The sequence below is a fragment of the Actinokineospora guangxiensis genome (genome assembly GCF_042657845.1).
In the GTDB taxonomy this organism is placed as follows: domain Bacteria; phylum Actinomycetota; class Actinomycetes; order Mycobacteriales; family Pseudonocardiaceae; genus Actinokineospora; species Actinokineospora guangxiensis.
Genome location: NZ_JBHSKF010000001.1, coordinates 236,127 through 261,347, shown reverse-complemented (window position 1 = coordinate 261,347; position 25,221 = coordinate 236,127). Strand labels below are relative to the sequence as shown.

24 protein-coding genes and 1 tRNA gene are annotated in these 25,221 nt (G+C 71.5%); 10 read left to right on the top strand and 15 right to left on the bottom strand.

Going from position 1 to position 25,221, the window contains the following annotated elements; genetic code table 11:
- Window positions 1-40: 40 nt before the first annotated feature.
- Genes ACFPM7_RS01280 through ACFPM7_RS01265 form a run of 4 tightly spaced genes read left to right on the top strand, consistent with a single transcriptional unit; the run spans window position 41 to window position 3,539 of the window.
- The gene (locus ACFPM7_RS01280) at window positions 41-559 is read left to right on the top strand and encodes a WXG100 family type VII secretion target (RefSeq protein ID WP_378242817.1); all 519 of its coding nucleotides are present in this window, start codon (window positions 41-43) and stop codon (window positions 557-559) included.
- A gap of 9 nt (window positions 560-568) precedes the next feature.
- A complete protein-coding gene (locus ACFPM7_RS01275) occupies window positions 569-1,360 on the top strand; it encodes an ESX secretion-associated protein EspG (protein ID WP_378242815.1) in 792 nt (263 codons plus the stop codon).
- On the top strand, window positions 1,357-2,712 hold the full coding sequence (locus ACFPM7_RS01270; RefSeq protein ID WP_378242813.1) for a lipase family protein: 1,356 nt from the start codon (window positions 1,357-1,359) through the stop codon (window positions 2,710-2,712). Before ACFPM7_RS01275 ends, ACFPM7_RS01270 begins: the two co-directional genes overlap by 4 nt.
- The gene (locus tag ACFPM7_RS01265; RefSeq protein ID WP_378242811.1) at window positions 2,709-3,539 is read left to right on the top strand and encodes a hypothetical protein; all 831 of its coding nucleotides are present in this window, start codon (window positions 2,709-2,711) and stop codon (window positions 3,537-3,539) included. The genes ACFPM7_RS01270 and ACFPM7_RS01265 overlap by 4 nt, the downstream gene beginning before the upstream one ends.
- 43 nt (window positions 3,540-3,582) lie before the next feature.
- Here ACFPM7_RS01265 and purL read toward each other — a convergent pair whose 3' ends face one another.
- Genes purL through purS form a run of 3 tightly spaced genes read right to left on the bottom strand, consistent with a single transcriptional unit; the run spans window position 3,583 to window position 6,760 of the window.
- Entirely contained in the window at window positions 3,583-5,856 is a 2,274-nt protein-coding gene (gene purL, locus ACFPM7_RS01260; protein WP_378242809.1) for a phosphoribosylformylglycinamidine synthase subunit PurL, read from the bottom strand.
- Window positions 5,853-6,524, bottom strand: coding sequence for a phosphoribosylformylglycinamidine synthase subunit PurQ (gene purQ, locus ACFPM7_RS01255; protein WP_378242807.1), 672 nt, complete (start codon window positions 6,522-6,524; stop codon window positions 5,853-5,855). The genes purL and purQ overlap by 4 nt, the downstream gene beginning before the upstream one ends.
- Complete coding sequence (gene purS, locus ACFPM7_RS01250; protein ID WP_378242805.1) at window positions 6,521-6,760, bottom strand: phosphoribosylformylglycinamidine synthase subunit PurS; 240 nt, start codon at window positions 6,758-6,760, stop codon at window positions 6,521-6,523. Before purS ends, purQ begins: the two co-directional genes overlap by 4 nt.
- 139 nt (window positions 6,761-6,899) lie before the next feature.
- On the opposite strand from purS, the gene ACFPM7_RS01245 reads away from it, so the two are divergent.
- On the top strand, window positions 6,900-7,877 hold the full coding sequence (locus ACFPM7_RS01245; protein ID WP_378242803.1) for an NAD-dependent epimerase/dehydratase family protein: 978 nt from the start codon (window positions 6,900-6,902) through the stop codon (window positions 7,875-7,877).
- Between the two features lie 381 nt (window positions 7,878-8,258).
- On the opposite strand, the gene ACFPM7_RS01240 is transcribed toward ACFPM7_RS01245, so the two are convergent.
- Together ACFPM7_RS01240 and ACFPM7_RS01235 are read right to left on the bottom strand one after the other, a co-directional pair.
- Window positions 8,259-10,082, bottom strand: coding sequence for an acyl-CoA dehydrogenase (locus ACFPM7_RS01240; protein WP_378242801.1), 1,824 nt, complete (start codon window positions 10,080-10,082; stop codon window positions 8,259-8,261).
- 117 nt (window positions 10,083-10,199) lie between these two features.
- Window positions 10,200-10,907, bottom strand: a complete 708-nt coding sequence (locus ACFPM7_RS01235) for a LuxR C-terminal-related transcriptional regulator (protein WP_378242799.1) — start codon at window positions 10,905-10,907, stop codon at window positions 10,200-10,202.
- A 305-nt stretch (window positions 10,908-11,212) separates the two neighbouring features.
- Between ACFPM7_RS01235 and ACFPM7_RS01230 the strand changes: the two genes are divergently transcribed.
- Complete coding sequence (locus ACFPM7_RS01230; protein ID WP_378242797.1) at window positions 11,213-11,665, top strand: hypothetical protein; 453 nt, start codon at window positions 11,213-11,215, stop codon at window positions 11,663-11,665.
- 374 nt (window positions 11,666-12,039) lie between these two features.
- On the opposite strand, the gene ACFPM7_RS01225 is transcribed toward ACFPM7_RS01230, so the two are convergent.
- Window positions 12,040-12,113, bottom strand: a tRNA-Gly gene (locus ACFPM7_RS01225).
- A 65-nt stretch (window positions 12,114-12,178) separates the two neighbouring features.
- Between ACFPM7_RS01225 and dcd the strand changes: the two genes are divergently transcribed.
- Window positions 12,179-12,760, top strand: a complete 582-nt coding sequence (gene dcd, locus ACFPM7_RS01220; protein ID WP_378242795.1) for a dCTP deaminase — start codon at window positions 12,179-12,181, stop codon at window positions 12,758-12,760.
- Here dcd and ACFPM7_RS01215 read toward each other — a convergent pair.
- Window positions 12,757-13,554 (bottom strand): DUF1206 domain-containing protein, encoded by a 798-nt coding sequence (locus tag ACFPM7_RS01215; protein ID WP_378242793.1) that lies wholly within the window; start codon window positions 13,552-13,554, stop codon window positions 12,757-12,759. The two genes, dcd and ACFPM7_RS01215, sit on opposite strands and share 4 nt — an antisense overlap.
- Before the next feature lie 113 nt (window positions 13,555-13,667).
- Between ACFPM7_RS01215 and ACFPM7_RS01210 the strand changes: the two genes are divergently transcribed.
- Complete coding sequence (locus tag ACFPM7_RS01210; protein WP_378242791.1) at window positions 13,668-13,943, top strand: GlsB/YeaQ/YmgE family stress response membrane protein; 276 nt, start codon at window positions 13,668-13,670, stop codon at window positions 13,941-13,943.
- A gap of 47 nt (window positions 13,944-13,990) precedes the next feature.
- Here the strand turns inward: ACFPM7_RS01210 and ACFPM7_RS01205 are convergent, their stop codons facing one another.
- From ACFPM7_RS01205 to ACFPM7_RS01195, 3 genes are read right to left on the bottom strand one after another with little or no spacing between them, the layout of a single operon-like run.
- Complete coding sequence (locus ACFPM7_RS01205; protein WP_378242789.1) at window positions 13,991-15,850, bottom strand: VanW family protein; 1,860 nt, start codon at window positions 15,848-15,850, stop codon at window positions 13,991-13,993.
- Window positions 15,851-15,877: 27 nt separating this feature from the next.
- Window positions 15,878-16,198, bottom strand: coding sequence for a GroES family chaperonin (locus ACFPM7_RS01200; RefSeq protein WP_189209125.1), 321 nt, complete (start codon window positions 16,196-16,198; stop codon window positions 15,878-15,880).
- Between the two features lie 37 nt (window positions 16,199-16,235).
- Complete coding sequence (locus tag ACFPM7_RS01195; protein WP_378243802.1) at window positions 16,236-18,026, bottom strand: NHL domain-containing thioredoxin family protein; 1,791 nt, start codon at window positions 18,024-18,026, stop codon at window positions 16,236-16,238.
- A gap of 83 nt (window positions 18,027-18,109) precedes the next feature.
- On the opposite strand from ACFPM7_RS01195, the gene ACFPM7_RS01190 reads away from it, so the two are divergent.
- Window positions 18,110-18,916 (top strand): SAM hydrolase/SAM-dependent halogenase family protein, encoded by an 807-nt coding sequence (locus tag ACFPM7_RS01190; RefSeq protein ID WP_378242786.1) that lies wholly within the window; start codon window positions 18,110-18,112, stop codon window positions 18,914-18,916.
- Window positions 18,917-19,540: 624 nt separating this feature from the next.
- On the opposite strand, the gene ACFPM7_RS01185 is transcribed toward ACFPM7_RS01190, so the two are convergent.
- From ACFPM7_RS01185 to purD, 5 genes are all read right to left on the bottom strand, one after another.
- The gene (locus tag ACFPM7_RS01185; RefSeq protein WP_378242784.1) at window positions 19,541-20,305 is read right to left on the bottom strand and encodes an ESX secretion-associated protein EspG; all 765 of its coding nucleotides are present in this window, start codon (window positions 20,303-20,305) and stop codon (window positions 19,541-19,543) included.
- Entirely contained in the window at window positions 20,302-21,585 is a 1,284-nt protein-coding gene (locus tag ACFPM7_RS01180; RefSeq protein WP_378242782.1) for a hypothetical protein, read from the bottom strand. Before ACFPM7_RS01180 ends, ACFPM7_RS01185 begins: the two co-directional genes overlap by 4 nt.
- Before the next feature lie 10 nt (window positions 21,586-21,595).
- Complete coding sequence (locus ACFPM7_RS01175; RefSeq protein WP_378242780.1) at window positions 21,596-22,192, bottom strand: DUF3558 domain-containing protein; 597 nt, start codon at window positions 22,190-22,192, stop codon at window positions 21,596-21,598.
- Entirely contained in the window at window positions 22,185-22,595 is a 411-nt protein-coding gene (locus ACFPM7_RS01170) for a hypothetical protein (RefSeq protein ID WP_378242778.1), read from the bottom strand. Before ACFPM7_RS01170 ends, ACFPM7_RS01175 begins: the two co-directional genes overlap by 8 nt.
- Window positions 22,596-22,699: 104 nt before the next feature.
- Window positions 22,700-23,956 (bottom strand): phosphoribosylamine--glycine ligase, encoded by a 1,257-nt coding sequence (gene purD, locus ACFPM7_RS01165; protein ID WP_378242776.1) that lies wholly within the window; start codon window positions 23,954-23,956, stop codon window positions 22,700-22,702.
- Window positions 23,957-24,128: 172 nt separating this feature from the next.
- On the opposite strand from purD, the gene ACFPM7_RS01160 reads away from it, so the two are divergent.
- On the top strand, window positions 24,129-25,217 hold the full coding sequence (locus ACFPM7_RS01160) for a glycerophosphodiester phosphodiesterase (protein WP_378242774.1): 1,089 nt from the start codon (window positions 24,129-24,131) through the stop codon (window positions 25,215-25,217).
- Window positions 25,218-25,221: the final 4 nt, after the last annotated feature.

Below are 25,221 nucleotides of genomic sequence, written 5' to 3'. Positions count from 1 at the left end.
GGTCACGGACACAGGCGACCCGCTGCTGGGGGTATGAGGCATGGCGTTCTACGGCGACCCCGACGAGCTCGACCGCATCGCGACGCGCATCGAGGGCCGGGCGAGCGAGGTCCGCGACCACGGCGCGAGCATGGTCACCCAGGCCGAGGCGATGCGCTGGAAGTCGATCGCGGCCGACCGCTGCCGGGAGATGATCGCCGCCGACCGCACCACCCTCGACGGCGCCGCGGGCGGCCTGGACGAGGCCGCCGCGGTGCTGCGCAGGCACGCCCAGGAGCTGCGCGAGCTGATCGCGGCCATCAAGCGCATCGCCGAGAGCGTCGTGAACTGGTTCAACGGCGCCATCGAGCGCTTCAACCAGGCGGTGGAGAGCTTCAAGAACGCCGTGCGCGACATCGCCAACGGCATCGGCGACGCGCTCGGCTTCGGCGGAGACCAGCCGACGCCGCCGCGCCCGCCGTGGGAGGGCTGGCGCTACGGGCCGGAGAACCTGCCGCCCCCGGGCGACAAGGAGTGGCTGGACGTCGGCAAGTTCATGCGCGCGCAGGGAGTGGCGTAGGTGGCCGCGGTGACGTCAGCAGCGCACCGGCTGGTGCTCACGGCCGCCGAGTACGCCCACGTCGTCGGCGAGATGGGCCTGTCCATGCCCCCGGACTGGGCACCCGCCCCCGACATCGCCACCGGCGCGGAGGCCGCGGCGCTCGCCGAGCGCGAGGTCGTGGTTGACGGGCGGGTGCACCCGTCCGTCCAGGCCAACCTGCGGGTGCTCAGCGGCCCGCAGATCATGTTCGACACCACCGCCACGATCGGCGCGCGCGGCTCGCGGAGCCTGCACGCGATCGCGGGCCAGTACGGCGCGTCGCTGTTCCTGCTGCCCGACGCCGCGGTGGAGCTGTCGATGTTCCGGGCCACCGACCTGGGCCGCGAGCTGGTCCGCGCGGTGCCCGCCGAGGCGCCCGGCGGCATCGGCTCGGCCCTCGACGGCGACGACGCCGAGCCGCTGCGCGGGCGGGTCCCGCTGGCCGCGCTGCACGAGCTGGGCGTGGCCGAGCTGCTGCGCGAGTCCGACCCGGACGTCACCGGCCACGTGCTCGGCGAGCTGCGCCTTCCCCCCGACGAGGCCGCCTTCGCCGTGGAGGCCGTGCGCCGCGCCGACGGCGTGCTGCGCTGCCTGGTCGTCGCCCTGATCGGCGAGGGCGTGCGCACCGCGCAGCTGAGCTGGCTGCACAGCGACACCGGCTGGGTGGGCATCCGCCCGGCCCCCACCGGAGCCGACCGCCAGCTGGTCGACCTGGAACCCGTCGCCCGGGAGGACATCGGGGTCTGGCTGGCCCCCTTCGTGTCGGAGGCGCTGTCATGACCGGTCCCGGAGTCACGAACCTGACCGTCGCGGGCGGCGCGGGCGGCACCGAGGCGCAGTACGAGGACCTCGCCGCGATGGGCGACCTGACCGACGACGTCGCGGGCCAGACCCTCACCATCGCCATGGCGAGCCACGGCCACCTGGTCGACCCGAACGTGCTGGCCTCCGGGCTGCTCAACCCCGCGGGCGTGGTGCGCTTCGAGGCGAGCATGCTCGGCGCGCTGGACGGCCCGAGCGGGCTGACGGCGACCTCGGCGGCCATCGGCCTGCGCGGGCTTGCCCTGCAGGCGACCAACCAGGCCTACCAGATCACCGACGACCTCAACGCCAAGGCGCTGGAGGCGGGCCGCTGGCTGATGGGCGCCGCGGTCACCACGCCCGCCGGCCTGGCGGCGGCGGGCGGCACGGCCGCGCTCATCGCCGCCGACATCATGCTCAACTACGACGGGGACGCGCAGCGCTGGCTGGTCGAGCACCCCGGCATGGTCGACACCGTGCTCGGCATGAGCCCCGGCACGCTGAGCGCGCTCGGCCTGCCGACCGACATGGCCACCCTGACCGACCTCGTCGCCGCCGCCTACCCCGACGGCGACCCGGCGCTGGACCCGCCGCTGGGCCAGCCCCCGGTGCTGGACCAGAGCGCCTTCGGCACCACCCCGCCCAGCGGCCTCGGCGACCTGGTGGACGGGCTCAACCACCGCAACGAGACCGACGCCAACATCGACGTCAAGCGCGTCGTCGGCCCCGACGGCTCCGTCTCCTACATCGTCGACATCCCCGGCACCAAGGTGTGGAACCTGCCCGGCCAGGACGGCGGCAGCGCCAACGACTTCGGCACCAACGTCGACGCCATGGCGGGCAACGAGACCGTGCTGCAGGAGGGCATCGAGGAGGCGCTGCGCGCGGCCGGGGTGCCTGCCGACGCGCCGATCATGCTCGTCGGGCACAGCCAGGGCGGCATCGTCGCCGCGCAGGCCGCGGGCTCGCTGGCCAACCCGGAGACGGGCGTGCCCTACAACGTCACGCACGTGGTGACGGCGGGCTCGCCGGTCGGCAACATCGACGTGCCGGACAACGTCCAGGTGCTCTCCCTGGAGAACAGCGGCGACATCGTCCCCCACCTCGACGCCCGCGACAACCCCAACAGCGACAACCGCGTCACCGTCACCTTCGACAACCAGACCGGGACCGTCGGCGGCAACCACGGCATCGGGGGCAACTACACCGACGCCGCCCGCCAGCTCGACCAGAGCAGCGACCCGTCGGTGCGCCGCTTCATCGAGAGCGCAGGCGGATTCCTCGGCGGGCAGGACGTCACGACCTACGAGTACACGGTGTCGCGCAGGTGATCCGTGCGGCCGCGGCCACCGGGGTCATCGCGGCACTGCTCGCCTGCGGGGCGTGCTCGCAGGCCCCGGCGGAGCCGGTGCCGGTCGCCGAGGACTTCCGCGCGACCGTGGCGGAGCTGCTGCGCGCGGTGGACCCGGCCGCGGAGCCGGAGTTCGGCGCGCAGGCGTGCGGCGCGTGGCCGTCCACCCCGGACCAGGTCGTCACCTTCGCCGACGCCTCGGTAGCCGGGGTCGACGCGGCGCGGCTGCGGGAAGCCGCGCTCGCGGCGGGCTGGCAGCCGCAGGTCAGCGATAGCGCCGACCTCGCCTTGGTGGGCCCGCACGACGTGCTGCTCGCGCTGACGGGGGAGAAGGTGCGCGCCGAGCGCTCCGGCTGCACGACTCCGGTCGCCGCGCGCACGTTCGACCACAACGACTTCGCCCGCCCCGATCCCACTGGCGCGCAGGCGAGCGCGGTCGCCGAGGGCCAGGCACGGGCCCGCCGGACGGCCGAGGTGGTGGAGGGCGTTCTGCGCGGCGGCGGGCGCCAAGCCCCGGACCCCGCGCTGGCCAACTGCGGCGGTGCGGGACCGCGCGGTGTCACCTGGACGCTGCGCCAGACCGCGACGCTGCCCGCGGGGACCGATCTCCCCGATCTGCTGTCCAGAGTGGATGACGCGCTGCGCGCCGACGGCCTGACCACGAAGCGGGGGCCCGAGGGCGTCGAGGCCACCGGCGGCGGGATCGCCGTGGTGGTCGGCGCGCGGGAACCCTCCACAAAGGACGTGCCGGTGACGTTCCGGCTGGATGTCCGGCCGGACGGGTGCGTTCCCGTCGCCGGGCCGTAGCGACAGCCACGGCCCGGCGAGCGGGACTTCAGCCGACCAGGGCTCAGTCGAACAGGGCCGGGAGGGTCGCCTCCCACGCCGCGCGCAGCTCCGGCAGCGGGAGCACCCCGATGTCCTGGATCTCCAGCGAGCCCGACTCCGGGTCCACGACACCGGTCTTGCGCCACGGCAGCCCGCGCGCGGTGCACATGTCGGTGAACCGCAGCTCCTCGGTGCGCGGCACGGCGACCAGCACCCGGCCCGCGGACTCGCTGAACAGCTGGACGAACGGGTCGGCGTCGGGGTCGAGGAAGACCCGCGCGCCGGTCTCGCCGATCAGGCAGGACTCGACCAGCGCTTGGGCGAGACCGCCGTCGGAGAGGTCGTGCGCGGCGGAGACCATGCCGTCGCGCGAGCCCGCGACCAGGACCTCGGCCAGCAGCTTCTCCCTGGCCAGGTCCACCTTCGGCGGCAGGCCGCCCAGGTGGCCGTGGATCTCGTGCGCCCACTCCGAGCCGTTGAACTCCTCGCGGGTGTCGCCGAGCAGCAGCAGCGTCTCGCCCGCCTCCGCGCCGATCCCGGTGGGGATGCGGCGGCGGACGTCATCGATCACGCCGAGCACGCCGACGACCGGCGTCGGCAGGATCGCGGTGCTGCCGGTCTGGTTGTAGAAGCTGACGTTGCCGCCGGTGACCGGGATGCCCAGCTCCTTGCAGCCCTCGGCCAGGCCCTTGACGGCCTGCTCGAACTGCCACATCACCGCCGGGTCCTCCGGCGAGCCGAAGTTGAGGCAGTTGGTGACCGCCAGCGGCACCGCGCCGGAGACCGCCACGTTGCGGTAGGCCTCGGCCAGCGCCAGCTGGGTGCCGGTGTACGGGTCGAGCTTGACGAAACGGCCGTTGCAGTCGGTGGCCAGCGCGACCCCGCGGCCGGTCTGCTCGTCCACGCGAATCATGCCGCTGTCCGAGGGCTGCGCGAGGACCGTGCCGCCCCGCACGTAGCGGTCGTACTGCTCGGTGACCCAGCGGCGGGAGGCCAGGTTCGGCGCGGCGGCCATGCGCAGCACCAGTTCCCGCAGCTCGTCCGGAGTGGACGGTCGAGGGAGCCGGTCGGTCGAGTCGGCCTGCAGCGCGTCCTGGAAGTCCGGCCGCGCGATCGGCCGGGCGTACATCGGGCCCTCGTGGGCGACGGTGCGCGGCGGCACGTCGACCACCGTCTCACCGTGCCAGGTGATGATCAGCCGGTCGCCGTCGGTCACCTCGCCGATCACGGTGGCGATCACGTCCCACTTGGCGCACACCGCCATGAACGCGTCCACATTGGACGGCTCGACGACGGCGCACATGCGCTCCTGCGACTCGCTGGAGAGCACCTCGGCCGGGGTCATCCCGGTGGCGCGCAGCGGGACCCTGTCCAGCTCGACGTGCATGCCGCCGTCGCCCGCGCTGGCCAGCTCACTGGTCGCGCAGGACAGGCCCGCACCGCCGAGGTCCTGGATGCCCACGACGATGCCGGTCTGGAACAGCTCCAGGCAGCACTCGATCAGCACCTTCTCCATGAACGGGTCGCCGACCTGCACGGCGGGCAGCTTCTTGCGACCCGTGCCGCCTTCCTCTCCGGAGAAGGTCTCGCTGGCCAGGACCGACACGCCGCCGATGCCGTCGAGACCGGTGCGCGCGCCGAACAGGATGACCTTGTTGCCCACGCCGGAGGCGTGCGCCAGGTGCAGGTCCTCGGTGCGCATCGCGCCGACGCACAGCGCGTTGACCAGCGGGTTGCCCTGGTACGACGGGTCGAAGACGACCTCGCCGCCGATGTTGGGCAGGCCGAGGCAGTTGCCGTAGCCGCCGACGCCTGCCACGACACCGGGCAGCACGCGCTTGGTGTCGGGGTGGTCGGGAGCGCCGAAGCGCAGCGGGTCCATCACGGCCAGCGGGCGCGCGCCCATCGCCATGATGTCGCGGACGATGCCGCCGACGCCGGTCGCCGCGCCCTGGTAGGGCTCGACGTAGGAGGGGTGGTTGTGCGACTCCAGCTTGAACGTGACCGCCCAGCCGTCGCCGATGTCGACCACGCCCGCGTTCTCCCCGATGCCCGCCAGCATCTTGGCCTGCATCTCGGGGGTGGTGTTGTCCTTCCAGTGCTTCCAGTGGATCTTGGAGGACTTGTAGGAGCAGTGCTCGCTCCACATCACCGAGTACATCGCCAGCTCGGCGTCGGTGGGGCGGCGGCCGAGGATCTCCCGGATGCGGGCGTACTCGTCGTCCTTGAGGCCCAGCTCGCGGAAGGGCTGCGCCTGGTCCGGGGTCGTCGAGGCCAGCTCAACGGTGTCGGTCACGCTTTCACCACCGAGTCGATCATGGAGAGGAAGATGCCGAGGCCGTCGTCGGAGGGCCCGGTGAGCGCGTCGATGGCGTGCTCGGGGTGCGGCATGAGCCCGACCACCCGGCCGCTCGCGTCGCTGATGCCCGCGATGTCGTTCAGCGAGCCGTTGGGGTTGCCGCCGACGTAGCGGAACACCACCCGGCCCTCGCCCTCCAGCTCGGCGACGGTCTCGGCGCTCGCGGTGTAGCGGCCGTCCATGTTCTTGACCGGGATGATGATCTCCGCGCCCTCGTCGTAGCGCGACGACCAGGCGGTGCGGTTGTTCTCGACCTTGAGCCACTGGTCGCGGCAGACGAAGTGCAGCCCCGCGTTGCGCAGCAGCGCGCCCGGCAGCAGCCCGGCCTCGCACAGCACCTGGAAGCCGTTGCAGATGCCCAGCACGGGCATGCCGCCCTTGGCCGCGGCGATGACCTCGCCCATCACCGGCGCGAACCGGGCGATGGCGCCGGCGCGCAGGTAGTCGCCGTAGGAGAACCCGCCGGGCAGCACCACCGCGTCGACCCCGCGCAGGTCGGCGTCGCCGTGCCAGAGCGCCACGGCCTCACCGCCCGCCGCGGTGATCGCCCGCAGGGTGTCGCTGTCGTCGAGGGTGCCGGGGAAGGTGACCGCGCCGACCCTCACGACTCCACCCGCCGCACGACGAAGTCCTCGACCACCGGGTTGGACAGGAAGCCCTCGGCGATCTTGGCCAGCGCCGCGTCGTCCACCGAGTCGTCCACCTCCAGCTCGAAGTGCTTGCCCTGGCGGACGTCGGACACCCCGGCGAAGCCGAGGCGGGGCAGTGCGCGGGCGACCGCCTGCCCCTGGGGGTCGAGGATCTCCGGCTTGGGCATGACGTCAACGACGACTCGGGCCACGGCAGGCTACTCCTGAGTTCGAGGTGCCGGTACCCGCAAAGCGTACCTGACCTGCGTATTCGTCATTCGCCCCGGTGAGCGCGTTCACCCTCGGCGAGACCGCTGGCGCCCGACGGCCACCCGGAGTTGGGTGGTCGGTATGCGAATCCTCATCCTGGGCGGCACCCGCTTCCTCGGCCGCACCACCGCCGCCGAAGCCGTCTCCCGCGGCCACGACGTCACCTGCGCCGCCCGAGGCCAAGCAGGCCCCACCCCCGACGGCGCCCGCCTGGTCAAGGTCGACCGAGACGCCCCCGACGGCCTGACCCCGCTGGCAGGCGAGCACTTCGACGCCGTGGTCGACGTCTCCCCCATCTCCTACCCCTGGGTCCGCCGAGCCCTGGACGCCTTCGGCACCGCCGCCCACTGGACGTTCGTGTCCTCGATCAGCGCCTACGCCCACCCCGACCGCCTGGACGACGTCCTGCTTCCCCCACGCCAGGAACACGCCGACCGCTCCGTGGTCATGAAAGACCCCGACGCCTACGGCTCGATCAAGGTAGCCAGCGAGAACGCCGTCCTGGACACCGCCGCCGACCGAGCCCTGATCATCCGAGCCGGCCTCATCACCGGCCCAGCCGACGAACACGACCGCTTCGGCTACTGGGCCAACCGCCTCTCCCGAGGCGGCCAGGTCGTCGTCCCGGACACCGACCTCCCCATGCAGATCATCGACGTCGGCGACCTGGCAACCTGGATCATCGACGCGGCCGAGCGGGGGACGACGGGGGTGTACGACGGGATCGGTCCCGCGCAGCCCCTGCTGGATCTGTTGGGGGAGGTGGCGGCGGCGGTGGGGCCGTCGGCGGAACTGGTGCGGGTACCGGAGTCGGTGCTGCTGGAGCACGAGGTCGGCTACTGGTCGGGCCCGCGCTCACTGCCCCTGTGGCTACCGGACACCCACCGCAACATGGGCAACCGAGACGCAGGCCCTGCGATGGCGGCCGGCTTCTCGCCCCGCCCGATAGGCGAGGCCGCGACCCGGGCCTTGGCCCATGAACGCGAACTGGGCCTGGACCGGGAGCGCAAGGCCGGACTCCCCGCAGAGGTGGAGCAGGAGATCCTGGCCAAGCTCTAAACACCCGGCAGTCTCAGTCCCCATTCCCGCGTGCGCGGGGACAATCGGCAGATCCCACAACTTGGCGCACAATCGAGAACACTGACTCGACCGCCGGACCAGCCCCGCGTGCGCGGGGACGACTAACTGACCTGCGGCGATGCACGCCTCAACGCCATTCCGCATTCACTTCCCTCACCCACCGCACGACCTCACCGCCACCACCACAACCTCTCGCGGCACACGCCCCGCCCCAATCCGGGGGTCACTCCGCCCTACTCCTTCAAGGCTACGAGATCCGGAACCTGTCAAGAGGGTGAATCTCCAGCCCTGTGGACAACTCCCCGCGAACAGCGCTGCGGCGGACCCCCGAACAGGGAGCCCGCCGCAGCGTCACAGGGATCAGAAAGAGGCCTCAGGGACATCCATGATGTCGTTGTCCGCCGCTTCGACGATCTTGCGAGCGCCGGCCAGCTCAGGCAGCACGTTCTTCGCGAAGAACGACGCCACCGCCACCTTGCCCTCGTAGAACGCCTTGTCCTTGCCCGTGGCACCCGCGTCCAGCGCCGCCAGCGCGACCTCGCCCTGGCGCTGGAGCAGCCAGCCGACCAGCAGGTCGCCGGTCGCCATCAGCAGGCGCACGGTGTGCTGGCCGACCTTGTAGAGGTTGCGCACGTCCTCCTGCGCCGAGGTCAGCGTGCCGATCAGGGAGCCGAGGATGGCCTGGACGTCCTCCAGGCCCTGCTTGAGCAGCTCGCGCTCCTGCTTGAAGCGGCCGTTGCCGCCCTCGGACTCGATGAACTTGGTGATCTCGCCCGCCACGTAGGCCAGGGCCTGGCCCTTGTCGCGGACGATCTTGCGGAAGAAGAAGTCCATCGACTGGATCGCCGTGGTGCCCTCGTAGAGGGAGTCGATCTTGGCGTCGCGGATGTACTGCTCGATCGGGTAGTCCTGCAGGAAGCCGGAGCCGCCGAGGATCTGCAGGGACTGCACGAGCTGCTCGGTCGCGCGCTCGGAGCCGACGCCCTTGACGATCGGCAGCAGCAGGTCGTTGACGCGCTCGGCCAGTTCCCGGTCGCCCTCGCCGGTCCACAGCTGGTCCTGGAACGACGCCGTGTACAGGTACACCGCGCGCAGACCCTCGGCGTAGGCCTTCTGCAGCATGAGGCTGCGACGGACCTCGGGGTGGCGGGTGATGGTGACGCGCGGGGCGGACTTGTCGAGCATCTGGGTCAGGTCGGGGCCCTGGACGCGCTCCTTGGCGTACTCCAGCGCGTTGAGGTAGCCCGTCGACAGGGTCGCGATGGCCTTGGTGCCGACCATCATCCGGGCGTACTCGATGACCTGGAACATCTGCGCGATGCCGTCGTGCACCTCGCCGAGCAGCCAGCCCTTGGCGGGCAGGTCGTGCACGCCGAAGGACAGCTCGCAGGTCGTGGAGACCTTGAGGCCCATCTTGTGCTCGACGTTGGTGACGTAGGCGCCGTTGCGCTCGCCGAGCGCGCCGGTCTCGCTGTCGAAGTGGTACTTGGGGACGAGGAAGAGGCTCAGGCCCTTGGTGCCCGGTCCGGCGCCCTCGGGGCGGGCCAGGACCAGGTGCATGATGTTCTCGGTCATGTCCTGGTCACCCGAGGTGATGAAGCGCTTGACGCCCTCGATGTGCCAGGAGCCGTCCTCCTGCTGGACGGCCTTCGTGCGGCCCGCGCCGACGTCGGAGCCCGCGTCCGGCTCGGTGAGCACCATGGTCGCGCCCCAGCCGCGCTCGATCATGATGCGGGCCCAGCGCTGCTGCTCCTCGGTGCCGTTGCGGTCGAGGATCATGGCGAAGTTGGGGCCTGCCAGGTACATGAACAGCGCCGGGTTGGCGCCCAGGATCAGCTCGGCCGCGGCCCACTGCACGGTGGGGGGCATGCCGAGGCCACCCAGCTCGGGGGTCAGGCCCAGCCGCCACCACTCGCCGTCCCACAGCGCCTTGTAGGACTTCTTGAACGACTCGGGCAGCGTCGCGGAGAAGGTCTTCGGGTCGTAGACCGGGGGGTTGCGGTCGGCGTCGGCGAACGACTCGGCCAGCGGGCCCGTGGCCAGCTTGTTCAGCTCGGCGAGGGCGCCGCGCACGCTCTCCTCGTCGGAGTCGGCCAGCACGCCCTTGCCCAGGCGCTCCTGGACCTTGAGCACCTCGAAGAGGGTGAACTCGAGGTCGCGGACGTTGCTCTTGTAGTGACCCATGTCTGTTGCTCCGTGTCCTCGCGAGCGGCGGCGTGCCTCTCTCGGTCGGCACTACCCGTCGGTAACAACAAGGATATTACCAGCCAGTAACTGGAGCAAGTGCGCAGTTGGGGGATGTCAGGAACCTGTCCGGGTCTGACGGTTGCCGCTGATGCTGAGCACGCCCGCGCGGAAGGCGACGGCGACGGCGTGGGTGCGGTCGCGGGCGGAGAGCTTGCGCAGGATCGACTTGACGTGCGTGCGGACCGTTTCGACCGAGACGTACAGGATCTTGGCGATGGCCTGGTTCTCCAGCCCGTCGGCGATGAGCTGCAGAACCTGGAACTCGCGGCGCGAGAGCGGCTGCGTCGTCTCCGAGAGCCACGCCAGCCGTGCCCGCGGCGCGGCGACCGTCTGCGCCAGCGACGGGTCGACGTAGCGGCGGTCGCGGTGCAGCGCGTGCAGCGCCTCCACCACCTGCGGCGGCTCGGCCGAGCGCAGGATGACCCCATGGACGCCGGAGGCCAGGGCGGTGGCGACGTAGTGCGTCGTACGGTGGGCGTCGCGGACGAGGATGAGCATGGTCAGCTCGGGATGCCCGGCGGTCAGCATGTGACTGAGGTGGTGGCGCGGGTCCAGACCGGAGTCCACCAGCGCGACCGTCGGCCGGAACCGCTCGACCATCGACACCGCGCCCTGCGGGGTGTCGGTCGCCCCCAGCCACCGCAGGCCGGGCGTGCGCATGACCAGCGCGGACAGCCCTTCACGGAAGAGGGGCACCCCGTCAACGAGCACGATGCCCAGACCCGCCTGCCCCACCGGGCGCGGGATGGTGGTGCGAGGCATACGTGACCCTTCGTTCAACTACACCTGTCCTGTGTAGCGACGCGGCAACACCGCGCCCGTGACGTGCTGACGCGCGATGAGGCGGAAGTCACCCGCTTGGGCGAGCACATGTGACCTGGATTACAGGCCACAAGTGTGTCATCGTTGCGCGTTGGCAACACGTGTCACCCAACTGAGGAATACCCGCAAGTAAGCGCAGGTTCTGGTAGGAACCGTCGCCCGTCCGGGATAAGGTCGCGTTGACTCCGGAGTGACCGCCCCACTGCGGTGCGTACGCGGAGTGTTCACAGGGAAGGGGCTGCGCGGTGGAACCTGGCTCCGTGCGCAACGCCGACGGGTGGTTCCGCCTCATGGTGGAGACCGATCTGGCCCCTGGCCTGCGCGCCCTCGGCCTCTCCGGCAGCGACCGCCACTACCGCCTCGTCACCGACACCCACCGCGCCGAGATCTCCATCGTCCAGGCTCCCGCCCGCCAGGACACCACCCGCTTCACCCTGTCCCTCGGCGTCACCCCGACCGACGAGTGGACCAACCAGCGCCGCATCCGCCCGTACCTCACCCATTCCCAGCCGGGCTGGCGCGCACCCATCGGCCAGGTCGTCCTCGTCGGCTCCGGCGTCCCGATCGGCGACCTGTGGTGGCAGGTCCGCGCGGGCAGGCCGTTCAGCCGGATCTCCAAGGAGATCCTGAACCTGGTCAAGGAGTTCGCCCTCCCCGCGATGCGCGCCCAGATCAAGGACCGCACGACGGGCCGGTAAGCGCTCCTTTCCCGTGCTTCTCTTCGCCGAGCGAATCGAGGTCTGGCCGCAGGGGCCCCGTGGTCCCCACGGTCTTCCGAGATCACCGCGGGCACGCCGTCTCCCACACCACAGTCCGACGAGTTCCACCGAGTCGACATCAGCAGGGGTGACGTCGCTTTCGCGAACTGGCGATTCCTGGACACAGAGGTGGCCGCCCACGCGGGGTACCGGTTGGACTGGTCGGAACTCACCGCAGCGGACAACACCGACGCTTCGCGGCACAACATGCTGACCAGGAGCACCGCGCTGTTGGTCTCCGCATTCGACCGCGTCGTGGTCCGGGTGTGCGGAAAAGCGAAAGCCCCAGGCTTGCTGACCTGGGGCTTCACCGATGGAGCGGATGACGGGAATCGAACCCGCGTATTCAGCTTGGGAAGCTGATGTTCTACCATTGAACTACATCCGCAAGATCAAGCTCGCCGTGAGCATACACCGTGCCGTCCGAGCGCCGCACCCGGCTAGGGTGTCCCCGTGCTGCTGAGCGATCGCGAACTCCGCAAGGAACTCGAGTCCGGCAGGCTCGGGATCGAGCCGCTGGATCCGGCGATGGTGCAGCCCTCCAGCGTCGACGTCCGGCTGGATCGCTACTTCCGGGTGTTCAACAACACCCGCTATACCCACATCGATCCCCAGCAGCAGCAGGACGACCTCACGTCGCTGGTCGAGGTCGAGGGTGACGAGCCGTTCGTGCTGCACCCCGGGGAGTTCGTGCTCGGATCGACGTTCGAGTCCGTGACGCTGCCCGACGATCTGGCCGGGCGGCTGGAGGGGAAGTCGTCGCTGGGGCGGTTGGGGCTGCTCACGCACTCGACGGCCGGGTTCATCGATCCGGGCTTCACCGGGCACATCACGCTGGAGCTGTCCAACGTGGCGAACCTGCCGATCACCCTCTGGCCGGGGATGAAGATCGGCCAGCTGTGCCTGTTCCAGCTGTCCTCGGCGGCGGAGTTCCCGTACGGGTCGAAGGAGGCGGGCTCGCGCTACCAGGGGCAGCGCGGCCCGACGCCCTCGCGTGCGTACCGCAACTTCCACCGGGTCGACACCAGGCGCTAGCGGTGGGCCCTGGCGGCGGCGAAGCAGTAGACGCCGAACGCGGCGAAGCCGACCGCCATCGCGCCGAGCAGCACCATGCCGAACGGCTGGCCCGCCAGGGTGCGCAGCGCCGCGTCCAGGCCGCCCGCCTCGCCGGGGTCTCTGGTCAGGGCCGCCGCGCCGATGAGGCCGCCGATCGCGGCGATCGAGATGCCCTTGGCGATGTGCCCTACCTTGCCGATCCGCTCGACCCACTTGCGGCTGCCCGCGGGCAGGTCGGCGGCGTTGAGGTCGTCCATGAACGAGCCGCGCACGCCGGTGACGATGCCCGAGACGCCGACGATGATGACGACGAGGGCGACCAGGCCGACGATGAACTGCCCGCCGGGCCAGTCCATGACGGTCGCGGTCATCTCCTGCTGCTTCTTGTCGCTGTCGCCGGCGCCGCCGCCGGAGGCGATGCGCACGGCGGCGAGGCCCAGCACGACGCCGGTGCCCGCGCGGATGCCCGAGCTGACCCGCTTGCGCAGGCGCTTGCTCTTCTTGTGCACCCATGTGTAGCCGACCGCGGTCTCCATCGCCTGCCACAGCGCGAAGGCGAACAGGCCGATCCCCAGCACCCACAGCACCGCGACGCCGGGACCGGCGGCGATCTCGGCGAGAGCACCGTTCTGGTCGGTGTTCTCCTTGCGACCGCCCAGCACCACCTGCAACGCCAGCCAGGCCAGCACGACGTACACGGCGCCGTAGGCGACCATCCCCGCCTTGCCGAACTTCTGGACCGGTCTGGCGACCCGCTCCGCGTCGACCACCACCGCCCGCCTCCCTCACTCGATCAGGTGAAACCGCCGTGGAGGAGGTGTCACTCGGCGGGCAGGTCGAAACCTGTGGTGCCAGCCTGACGACGGAAGAGAAGGAGGGCCGTCCCATGCCAGTCGGCGGAATCTTCAGCGCGATCATCGTCGGCGCCATCCTCGGCGTCCTTGGCCGGGCCATCGCCAAAGGGGACCAGAAGATCCCCTGGTGGCTGACCATCCTCACCGGCGTCGCCGCCGCGTTCATCGGCACGTTCCTGGCCAAGCCGTTCGGCTGGGACGACACCCCCGGCATCGACTTCCTGGAGATCGTGCTCCAGGTGATCGTCGCCGTGGTCGCGGTGACCGTGGTCGCCGGGCTGTGGGCGAAGATGAAGTCACCCCGGTAGCGCGAAGGCCCCCCGACAGCACGTCGGGGGGCCTTCGACCAGCGGTTCTACGGCTCGTCGGGCTTGCGGTCCGGCGACGGGCAGATGATCTTCGGCTGCGGGTTGTAGCGCACCGTGCGGGTGTCGCGGCGGACCACCGAGCCCGACAGGTTCTTCACGACCCGGGTGTCGGTGATGGTGAACCCGCCCGCGCCGTTGGAGGCCTTGCAGTTCTCCTTCGGCCCCTCCTTCTCGAAGGGCGGCGTCGGGTTGGTGCGCGGGCCGGTGACCGACTCGATGATGTAGCGCTTGGTGCCCCAGATCTTCACCGTGATCGACGACGGCGTCCACACGGTCTGGATGGCCACCCCGGTGTCGGCGTCGTTGGTGAACTTCAGGTCGATGACGCTGCTGCCGTCGGGGTTCTGGAACACCGTGGCCTCGCGCGCGGCCGGGTAGCGGCTGATGTAGTAGCTGTGCTCCTGGTGCCCGGCGTCCTTCATGCCCGCGAAGTACGAGGCGTTGTAGAGCGTGGTGGCGAACTGCGAGATGCCGCCGCCGACCGCGCGGCCCGGGGCGCCGTCCTTGATGACACCCGCGCCGACGTAGCCCTGCGACTCGGTGCGCGGCCCGGTGTGGCCGTTGAGGCTGAACGTCTCGCCCGGCTTCACGATCGCGCCGTTGACCTCACCCGCGACCACGCGGATGTTGACGCCGGAGTCCGCGGCGAAGCCCTGCGTGGTGAACTCGCCGATGACCTCCTTGATGCCCAGGCCCTTGGCCTGCTCGGTGGTCACCTTCGCCGGGGTCTTGGCGTACTCGACCTTGATCTCGCGGCCGTCGGCCTTCTTCAGCACGTCCAGCAGCGGCTTCCAGGCGGTGTCGTACTTGATGCCCATGCCGTCGACCGACGGGGTCACGGTCGGCTTGCCGCCCTCGAAGACGATCTCGGCGTCCTTGCCTTCCTTCTCCGTGGACTCCAGCTGCGGCTTGACCGCGTCGGTGACCTTCTTGAGGTCCAGCTTGGGGGTCAGCCCGCCGCCCTCGGCCGGGGCGAAGCTCAGCGCGCCCGCGATGACCTCCGGCTTGATGGTGGCGTCCTTGCCCTGGCCTTTGACCACGACCGGCTTGGCCACCGCGGGCTTGGCGACCTGCTCCAGCGCGGCGGCCACGCCGTCGGCGGTCGTCTTGACCGGGGTGGTGGCCACCGGCAGCGTCAACTCCTCGCCGCGCGCCCAGCCGTCGACGATCACCGTGCGGGAGGCGGGCACGTCCAGCGACTGGCCCGGGATCGGGTCGACGGCCACCGGCTGCACGCCGGTGAAGGTGATCGCGCCCTCGACCGGGTCCTTGGCCGTGTCGGTGGCCAGCTTGTCCATCGCCGCGTCGAGCTTGGCGTCGTCGGTCGCGGTGACGACGCCGATCTCGCTGGTGCTGAAGAACGAGCCGACCCGGGTGAACGGGTTCAGCGGCTGGTCGCCCGCCTGCTCCAGCGTCGCCGTCCAGTCCAGGGTCAGGCCCGCGTCGGCCGGGTTGAGCTTCTGCTCGACGGTGCCCGCGCGCAGCGCCACCGGCTGGCTCAGGCGCGGTTCGATCTCCGCGCGCAGCGCCGCCTCGGCCTCGTCGGTCGACATGCCGCCGACGTCGACGCCCGCCACGGTGACCCCGCGCGGCACCGAGCCGCTGGTCACCAGCAGGTCGATGCCGTAGAGCGCGACGAGGGCGCCGAACGCCGCGCCCGCGATGATCGCGGGTTTGCGCATGCCGCGCTTGGCCTTCGGCTCCGCGGCACCGCCCGGGGGCGGCACCACCGGGCCGATGCGCTGGGTGGCCTGGTCGGCGCCCACGTGGGGGAGCAGGTCGGTCTGCTCACCGTGGGACACCGGCCACTGGTGCTCCTGGCCGGGCCAGTGGTGGTCCTGCGGCACGACTTCCCCCTCATGCCCTCGCGGTTCTCACAGGTACAGGCCGGTTCCGTGCTCGGTGCGCTCGCTGGCGATGGCGTGCACGTCCCGCTCGCGGATCACCAGGTAGGTGCGGCCCTGGATCTCGACTTCCATCTGGTCCTCGGGGTTGAACAGCACCCGGTCGGACACCTTCACGTGACGGACGCTGGTGCCGACCCCGAGCACATCGCCCCAGGACAGCCGCTTGGCCATCTGGGCGGTGGCCGGGATGACGATGCCCCCGCTGCTGCGCCGTTCCCCCTCTTCGGGGGTGAGCTGCACCAGCACGCGGTCGTGCAGCAGCTGGATCTCGAGCTTCAGTTCCGGCACCGGCGAATCCTAACCGCCTGCGGAAAGCGCGATGACCTCAGGGACGGCTGTCGAGCCCGCCCATGACCAGCGGCAAGCGGTTCGTCCCGTTCCCGGTGATCCGCACCGGCACGCCCCAGTCCTGCCTGGTCAGGTGGCAGGCGCCGTGCTCGGCGTCGTCGGTGTCGCAGGCCGCGACCTGGGCGACGACGTGCAGCACGCCGTCGCCGAAGCGGTCGGAGACGCGGATCGCCCTGGTCAGGTCGGTGCCGACGCCCGCGCCGTCGATCAACAGCTCGGGCGGGGAGGCGGTGACCTCCAGGCGGGTGCTGGGGCCGTAGCGGTCGTCGAGCTTCTGGCCGGGCGGCGGGGTGAACACCACGACCAGCTCCAGCTCGCCCGCGGCGATGTCGGTCGGCGGCCTGCGCACCTGGTGGGCGTCGCCTGCGACGATCTCATCGGCCAGCGGCGTGCGCTCCAGGCGGTGCGCGGCGGAGGCGACGACGAGCAGGTCACCGTCGAGCAGGACCGCGCCGGAGGGCTCGGCCAGGCCGGTCGCCAGCGTGCTGACCTGGTCGGACGCGGGGTCGTAGCGGCGGATGGCGCCGTTGTAGGTGTCGGCGACGGCGACCGAGCCGTCGGGCAGCGCGGTCACGCCGAGGGGGTGCTGCAGCAGCGCCTTCTCGGCGGGGCCGTCGCGGTGGCCGAAGTCGAACAGGCCCGCGCCGACAGCCGTGTGGACCATCCGATCGGGGTCGATCCAACGCAGGGCCGAGGTCTCGGAGTCGACCAGCCAGAGGCGCTCGGCGGTGGCGGCGAGGCCGGAGGTCTGGGCGAAGAACGCCTCGTGGGCGGGTCCGTCGAGCAGGCCCTCGACGGTCGTCCCCGCGAACCGCTCGATGCGGCCCGCGACCGGATCGAACCACCCGATCGTGTGGTTTCCGGCCATGGCGACGACGACGCCGCCCGCGGGCTCCCACCAGACGACGTCCCAGGGGCTGGTGAGGTCGATGTCCAGGGCGGGCCCGTCGGTCGTGCCGTCGCGCCACTGGGCGCCGGTGCCCGCGACCGTGGTGACCGCGCCGGTCTCGGTGTTGAGGCCGCGCAGCAGGTGGTTCACGGTGTCGGCGACGACGACGTCGTAGCCGACCTGCGCGGCGATGTGCTCGGGCAGCACGGCGAGGCCGGACGGCTCGGAGAAAGTCGGCTCCGGCCCGTCGCGCCTGCCGCGCTCACCGGTGCCGAACGTCCTGGTCAGCTCGCCGTCGACCAGCTCGACCACGCGGTGGTGGGCGGTGTCGGCGACCAGCAGGCCGCGGTCGTGGGCGACCGCCTTGGCCGGGAACCGCAGCTCGGTCTCGGCGGGCGGCGGCGGCACGTACGGCCCGTCCCCGCGGTGCAGCGTGCCCTTGGCCTCGTGCGTGGCGACGACCTCGGCGATGACCCTGCGCAGCGCCTCGGCGTGCCCCTCACCGGCGGCGACGTGCACGACGTAGCCCTCGGGGTCGACCACGACCAGCGTCGGCCACGCCTTGACGGCGTAGGCCTGCCAGGTGGTCAGGTCCGGGTCGTCCAGCACGGGGTGGCGCACGTCGTAGCGCTCGACCGCGGCCCGCAGCGCCGCTTCGTCGGCCTCGTGGACGAACTTCGGCGAGTGCACCCCGACGGTCACCAGCACGTCGGCGAACTCCTCCTCCAGCGGGCGGAGCTCGTCGAGCACGTGCAGGCAGTTGATGCAGCAGAAGGTCCAGAAGTCCAGCAGCAGCACCTTGCCGCGGAAGTCGGCGAGGCGCGGCCGGGCGTCGCCGGTGTTCAGCCACCCGCGGCCGACCAGCTCCGGGGCCCGCACCTTGACCAGGGTCGTCACCTCGGCAGTGAACCGGAACTTCCCACCCGGGTGGTGCGGTGTCCGCATTGCGGGACACTCGACCGGTGACCTACGACTGGATCACCTTCACCACCGATTACGGCCTCGCCGACGGGTTCCCGGCGATCTGCGAGGGCGTGATCGCCCGCATCGCACCCGCCGTCCGCGTGGTGCACGTCACGCACCAGGTGCCCGCACAGGACGTGCGGCGGGGCGCGGACCTCCTCGCGCAGGCGGTCCCGTACCTGCCGTCCTCGGTGCACCTGGCCGTGGTGGACCCGGGGGTGGGGACGCGGCGGCGAGCGGTGGCGGTCGCGGCGCTCGGCGGGGTGCTGGTGGGGCCGGACAACGGATTGCTGGTGCCCGCGGCGGCGGCGCTCGGCGGGGTGGTGGGGGCGGTCGAGCTGACCGAGGTGCGCCTGGAGCCGGTCTCCCCGACCTTCCACGGCCGCGACGTGTTCGCCCCGGCGGCGGCACACCTGGCGCTCGGGCGGCCGATGGGGGAGCTGGGCCCGGAGGTGGACCCGGCGACCCTGATCCGCCTGCCCGCGCCAGTCACCTCGGCGGTGCCCGGCCGGGTGACGACGGAGGTTCTGGGAGCCGACGGCTTCGGCAACATCCAGCTCGCGGCCACAGCGGACGACTTGACCGCGGCGGGCACCACCCCGGGCCGCGCGGTACACGTGGAGATCGGCGGCCGATCACTACAAGCCCGAATGGGCCGAACCTTCGCCGACGCGGCCCCGGGCTCGGCGGTGGTCCTGGTCGACTCAGCCGCCCGGGTCGCGGTAGCCATCAACGGAGGCTCGGCCCAATCCATCTTCGCCACCCACCCCGGCGACACCGCCGTCCTCCTAGTCGAGCGCCACTAACCCCGCCGCCGATCCATCACCTTCACAACCCCATCCCCCGCCCATCCCTCTTGCTCCCCGGCTATTCCGCGCACCCCTCGCGCTCTGTCCACCCCCTTGCGCCCCGGCATTCCCCACCCATTCCCTCGCGCCCTGCCCCTCGCCTCGCGCCCTGCCCCTCGCCTCACGCCCTGCCCATTCCCTCGACCGGCCATTCCTTCGCACGCCCGCGCATTCCCTCGCACCCGCCCATTCCCCGTCCATCTCCTCTCGGCTCCAACCACCTCCATCGAATCCGTCCTCACCTGCTGCATCGCTTCCACACAACTGCCCCAGCCGAGAGAGCGGCGCTCTCCCAACACAACGGCGCTCCCGTAGTGGAGCACTGCTCTCACTCAGAGCACTGCTCTCGCCGAGGATTTCCGTCCGTATCGCAGAGCGCCGCTCTCACCGCACAGCCGCTCGCGGCGAAGAGCACCGCTCTCGTTGAGATCACCGCTCACATCTGAGAGCACTGCTCTCGCTACGAACTGCTGCCTGCGCTGCGGAGCAGTGCTCTCGGCACGGATTGCTGCTCTCGTGGAGGATTGCCGCTCGCGAGCAGTGGTCCGCTGCGAGAGCGGTGCTCGGCGATGAGGCCGGTGGTCACGCTTCGTCGAGGAGTTCCCAGACGCAGGCGGTGATGCGAGCGTTGTCGGCCGGGGTGATGGTGCTCCACATGCGGCCGTCGTTGGCGGGGCGCTTGAGGTAGAGGTAGCGGCCCTCGGCGGTGTCGTGGAAGGAGACGACTCGGGGGGCGCGGGTGCGGCGTTGGTCGCGGTGCAGGCGTTCGGCGCCGAACTGGCCGCGGGCGGCCATGCCGGTCACCATCGCGGAGAGGGCTTGCGCCTCGCTGAACGGGATGTCGCGTTCGGACAGGATCGTGGTGAGGCGTTGGGCGTCGCCGCGGCAGCGGGCGTCGGCTTCCTCCAGCACGTCCGTCGGGAGGCTGATCGAGCGGCCGGGGCCCGCTGGTCCGTTGCCGGCCATCGACACCGCGGCGTCGGCCAGGGCCGTCGCGCGGGCCGGGATCAGCCAGACCTCGCCCTTGTCGACCGCGCCGAGCATCGCCTGGCCGCCGCTGCCCGCGGCCAGCGCCGCGATCTCGCGATCGGTCCACACCCAGACGTCCACGCTCACCTGCGGGTACGCCAGGAGCGCCAGCCGGTCGGCCAGCTCGGGCACAGCTCGCCCGCCTTTGGCGAGACCGCGCGCGGCCAGGCTGTCGAAGGCGCGCTCCACGAGCAGGGCGCGCTCGGAGTGGGTGATTCCCGGGCTGGGCACGTCAAGCGCGACGTGCTTGCTCGGCAGGCGCTCGGCCTCCCAGACGACGTCGAACTCCAGCGCCGAGAGGACCAGGGTCTCGGTCAACGGCGCGCGTCGTCCTCGCCGCCGAGCACGGCGTCGATCACGAGGCGCTCGTCGGCGAAGACGTCGTCGGAGTCGATGCCGTACTTGCGCACGTGCTCGTCGTCGTCCTCGCCCGGCGCGCTGCCCGCCGCGGGCGACATCAGCGACGAACCGGACTTGCCCGCGCCACCGCCGAGCCGCTCGGCCGCGCGCGCCGCCCGCGCCTGCTCGTCGGGCACCCCGGCCAGGGCCGCCGCGCCCCGCGCCCGCGCGTCGGGTCCGTCGACGGCCGCCTTGCCCGCGGCCTTGCCGTCGGCCCCGCCCGCGGACGCCCCGCCCGCACCACCCCTGACCAGCTTGTCCTTCGGCAGTGCTGCCCCAGCGGCCGCGCCTCCCGCCGTCGCCCCGGCAACCCCGGCGAGCGCACCCATGTCCGCCACCAGGCCGAACGGGAACGGCCGCGGCGTGAACCCGGGGCCACCACCGATCGGCATACCCGGAACCCCCGGAACCGGCCCGATCCCCGCCACCCGACCGGGCAGCGGCGAACTCTGGCCTCCACCGGGCGACTGTCCCGGCCCGCCCGGTGTGTTGATCCCGGTGTAGCCCAGGTGCCCCTGTCCGTTCCCGATGCCGACCGGCCCGGCCGTCGTCGGACCTCCGGCCCCGCCGCCCGGCGTGTAGGCGCCCTGGTTGCCGTGGAAGCCCTGGGCGGAGGTCATGCCGTGCGGATCGGTCGGCCGCGACACCAGGTCCATCCCCGGCGGCACCGGCAGGTTCTGGTGGTTGTCCAGCGCCGACTGGCTCCCGCGCTGGTAGTCGTCGAGCGACCCGATCGCCTGCCCGCGCGCGGCCTGCGTCTCCTGCACCTTCTTGGCGTTGTCGGTCGTGTGCCCGAACATCCCGGCGAACCGATCGATGCCGTTGAGCTGGGAGGGCCCACGCAGCGTGTCGGAGTTGGGCGCGGAGTTGCGGCTGTGGGAGAACGAATCCCCCTGCTCGTTCACCCCGCTCGCCGACCGCGCCACCACCGGCACCGCGTCCTCGGCGTAGATCGACGCCTGCTGCGTCTGCTCCTGCCCCTGCTCGGCCGCCGCGCCCTCCCACTCGACGCCGATCTTCCGCAGCTCCTGGCGCAGAGTGCGATCGGTGTCCGCCAGCGCGTCGGCGATGCTCATCAACGCGTGCACGGCCCGGTGCAACGACTCCGACCCGGCCCCGTTGCGCAACCCGTCGATCTCCCCGGCGAGCTGCTCATTGCTGAACCCCTCGAACCGCAGATCACCCAGTCCGCCGCTCATCCGTCACCCCTCACCCAACCCGCAACGTGGCCAACGCCGCCGCCGCGAACCGATCGGTGGTCTCACAGAGCTTCTCGCGTGTCCACTGCTGACCTGGGATCAGCAGACCCACCTGCAGATTCTGTCCGTCCGCCACGTCGATCGCGGTAGAGCAGTCAGAGCCTTTCGTGCCCTTCAACCAGAACCGGGCCGCCCCGTATCCCTCGATAGTGGCGACCTCCGCGTCGACATTGCGGTCGCCCTTCAGCCAGGCGTCGACACCTTCGCGAGTGTCGGAGACGATCCGGACATCGATATTCCGGGAGTCGGTCTCAACCGTGAGCGCGCATTCGGCCTCGGTGTCCTCCTTGGTCTCCCGCGCCCGCACGACCTTCAGCTCCGCGCGCTGGGCGTCGGTGATGAGGTCACAGGGGTTGACCGCGTCTATCGGCAGAGCCTCCGGTCGCTCGGGCAGAGGCTCGGCTGTCGCGGACGAAGCAGTGGTCGTGGGAGCACCGGTCGTCGGCTCTCCTTGATCTCCCTCGGGCACAGGGGAGCCTGCCTCGGGCGAACTGCAGGCAGACGCCAGAACCGCGAGAAGAGCGAGAGAGACCGCCGATCTACGCACTCTTGGCCCCCAGGGCCGCTGTAATCTCTTCCTCGTTGTAGCCGTATCCCAACGCGCTCTCGCGAAGCTGGGTGACCAGGTTCTCCAAGCCGACTATGTACGAATCGACCCGAACGGCGTACGAGCCCTCATCGTCGATCAGCCGCTTGTTCCACTCTTCGGCGACGAGCCCGCTGACCCGGTCGCTACCGGGCGGGACGACGCGCAGGTCGCCCTTGGAGTCGTCGAGCCGGTCCTTCAGCGCATCGATCTGCGCCTGGATGATCTTGCCGGCTGCGAGGATGTTGTCCTCGTTGACGACGAATCTGCCGGAGTTCGCCGTGGCGAGTCCCTTCATGGCCGCGTGGACCATGCCCGCTGCGGCGTTGACGAAGCCGGCTGGGCCGAGGTTCATCTCGCGCACCCCCGTACGCATCGTGACGGTGTCGTCTCCGTAGGCAGGCTACCAACGGGGCTGTCAGGGCTACCTGAACTTTGACGAAGGAAAATGCGCGCCGGTTCCGCGCCTCACACGCTGATGGCGCCCTGTTCGGCGCGCAGCGCGATGTCGGTGCGGTGGTGGGAGCCCGCGAGGTGGACGGTGGTGGCCAGGCGGTAGGCGTCCTTGCGGGCGGTGGCGAGGGTGTCGCCGGTGCCGACGACGGAGAGGACTCGGCCGCCGGTGGAGACGATGGCGCCGTCCTCGCGGCGGCGGGTGCCCGCGTGCAGGACGCCGTGGGTGTCCGAGCCCGCGATGACGTCGCCCGTGCGGGGGCGGCCGGGGTAGCCCTCGGCGGCGATGACGACGGTGACGGCGTAGCCGTCGGCCCACTCCAGCGGGGGGTGTTCGGCGAGGGCGCCGGTGGCGGTGGCGTGGAGCAGGCCTGCCATGGGGGTGCGCAGGAGGGCGAGGACGGCCTGGGTCTCGGGGTCGCCGAAGCGGCAGTTGAACTCGATGACCTGGGGGCCGGTGGCGGTGAGGGCGAGGCCGGCGTAGAGCAGGCCGGTGAAGGGGTTGCCGCGGGCGGCCATCTCGTCGACGACCGGCTTGACGACGGTGCGGGCGATGTCCTCGGCCAGGGTGTCGGGGGCCCAGGGCAGCGGGCTGTAGGCGCCCATGCCGCCGGTGTTGGGGCCGTGGTCGCCGTCGCCGACGCGCTTGAAGTCCTGGGCGGGGAGCAGGGGGACCACGGTCCCGTTGGGGTCGACCAGGCAGAAGAGGGAGACCTCGGGGCCGTCGAGGAAGGCCTCCAGCAGCACCGGGTGGCCGCCGTCGAGGAGGGTCATCGCGTGGGCGCGGGCGGTGGCGAGGTCGCTGGTGACGACGACGCCCTTGCCCGCGGCGAGGCCGTCGTCCTTGACGACCCAGGTGGGGCCGAAGCGGGCGAGGGCCGCGTCGAGGCGGGCGGTGGTGTCGACGACCTCGCTGTGGGCGGTGGCGACCCCCGCGGCGACCATGACGTCCTTGGCGAAGGCCTTGGACCCCTCGATGCGCGCGGCGTCGGCGCTGGGACCGAAGCAGGCGATGCCCGCGGCGCGGACGGCGTCGGCTGCCCCGACGACCAGCGGCGCTTCGGGGCCGATGACGACGAGGTCGGCCGACCAGCGGACGGCCAGGTCGGCCACGGACGCCTTGTCGGTCGCGTCGGCCGGGTGGGTCTCGGCCAGCGCGGCCGTCCCGGCGTTGCCGGGGGTGCAGGCGAGGGCCGTCACGGCGGAGTCCTGCGACAGGGCGAGGACGAGGGCATGCTCACGGGCACCGGACCCGATAACCAGGACGCGCACGGCTGAGCAGCCTAGATGGCATCGCCGCCCGCCGCCCGCCCGACCCTGGGGTTGCCGCGGCAGGCGGCGGGAGTGGGGTGGACAACTGGCGTTCATCCACCCGTCAGGCGGTTGCACAGAGGGCGTTGGGTGCGCCGACGATGGTGGGTTTCCCTGACGAGGAGGTTCGCGGATGCGTGCGGTGGGTGCGTTGGTGTTGGCCGCGGTGTCGATGGTGGGGGTGGTGGCGCTCAGTCCGGCCAGTGCCGCTCCCGAGGCGCGGCATGGGCAGGCTGAGCCGCTGGTGATCGGGCATCGGGGGGCGTCCGGGTATCGGCCGGAGCACACGCTCGCCGCCTATGAGCTGGCGGCGCGGATGGGGGCTGAGTACGTCGAGCCGGATCTCGTGATCACCAAGGACGGGGTGCTGGTGGCGCGGCACGAGCCGGAGATCGGAGGGACCACCGATGTGGCGGGCAGGCCGGAGTTCGCCGGGCGGAAGGTGACCAAGGACCTGGACGGGGTCCAGGTCACCGGGTGGTGGACGGAGGACTTCACGCTGGCCGAGCTCAAGACGCTCAACGCCGTCGAGCGCATCCCGGACGTGCGCCAGCAGAACACCGTCTACAACGGCCGCTACGAGGTGCCGACGCTGCAGGAGGTCATCGACCTCACCCGCCGCCTGTCGCGGGAGCTGCGCCGCGAGATCGGGATCTACCCCGAGACCAAGCACCCCACGTACTTCCAGCGGCTGGGCCTGGCCCTGGAACCGGAGCTGGTGCGGGTCCTGGAGCGCAACGGGCTCAACCGGCCGGGCGCGAAGGTGTTCGTGCAGTCCTTCGAGGTCGCCAACCTCAAGTGGCTCGACCGGCGGCTGCGGGTGCCGCTGGTGCAGCTGACCAGCGCGTCCGGGCGGCCCTACGACTTCACCGCGAGCGGTGACCCGCGCACCTACCGGGACCTGATGACCCCGGCGGGCCTGCGCGAGGTGTCCACCTACGCCGACGGGCTCGGCCCGGCGAAGGACTCGGTCATCCCGCGCGACGCGTCCGGGAACCTGGCCCAGCCGACGAGCCTGGTCCGCGACGCGCACCGGGTGGGCCTTGAGGTCCACCCGTACACCTTCCGGGTGGAGAACCAGTTCCTGCCCGCGAACCTGCGCTCCTCGGCGGTGCCGTCGGACTACGGCGACCTGTTCGCCGAGCTGGAGGCGTTCTGGCGGGCGGGCGTGGACGGCGTCTTCACCGACAACCCGGACGTGGCCGTCGCCGCACGGGGCTGAGCCG

Excerpts from the sequence above, each read along its gene's own strand:
- ACFPM7_RS01280 (WP_378242817.1), top strand. The coding sequence starts at position 41 with ATGGCGTTCTACGGCGACCCCGACGAGCTCGACCGCATCGCGACGCGC.
- ACFPM7_RS01270 (WP_378242813.1), top strand. The coding sequence starts at position 1,357 with ATGACCGGTCCCGGAGTCACGAACCTGACCGTCGCGGGCGGCGCGGGC.
- ACFPM7_RS01245 (WP_378242803.1), top strand. The coding sequence starts at position 6,900 with ATGCGAATCCTCATCCTGGGCGGCACCCGCTTCCTCGGCCGCACCACC.
- ACFPM7_RS01240 (WP_378242801.1), bottom strand. The coding sequence starts at position 10,082 with ATGGGTCACTACAAGAGCAACGTCCGCGACCTCGAGTTCACCCTCTTC.
- ACFPM7_RS01235 (WP_378242799.1), bottom strand. The coding sequence starts at position 10,907 with ATGCCTCGCACCACCATCCCGCGCCCGGTGGGGCAGGCGGGTCTGGGC.
- ACFPM7_RS01210 (WP_378242791.1), top strand. The coding sequence starts at position 13,668 with ATGCCAGTCGGCGGAATCTTCAGCGCGATCATCGTCGGCGCCATCCTC.
- ACFPM7_RS01180 (WP_378242782.1), bottom strand. The coding sequence starts at position 21,585 with ATGAGCGGCGGACTGGGTGATCTGCGGTTCGAGGGGTTCAGCAATGAG.
- ACFPM7_RS01160 (WP_378242774.1), top strand. The coding sequence starts at position 24,129 with ATGCGTGCGGTGGGTGCGTTGGTGTTGGCCGCGGTGTCGATGGTGGGG.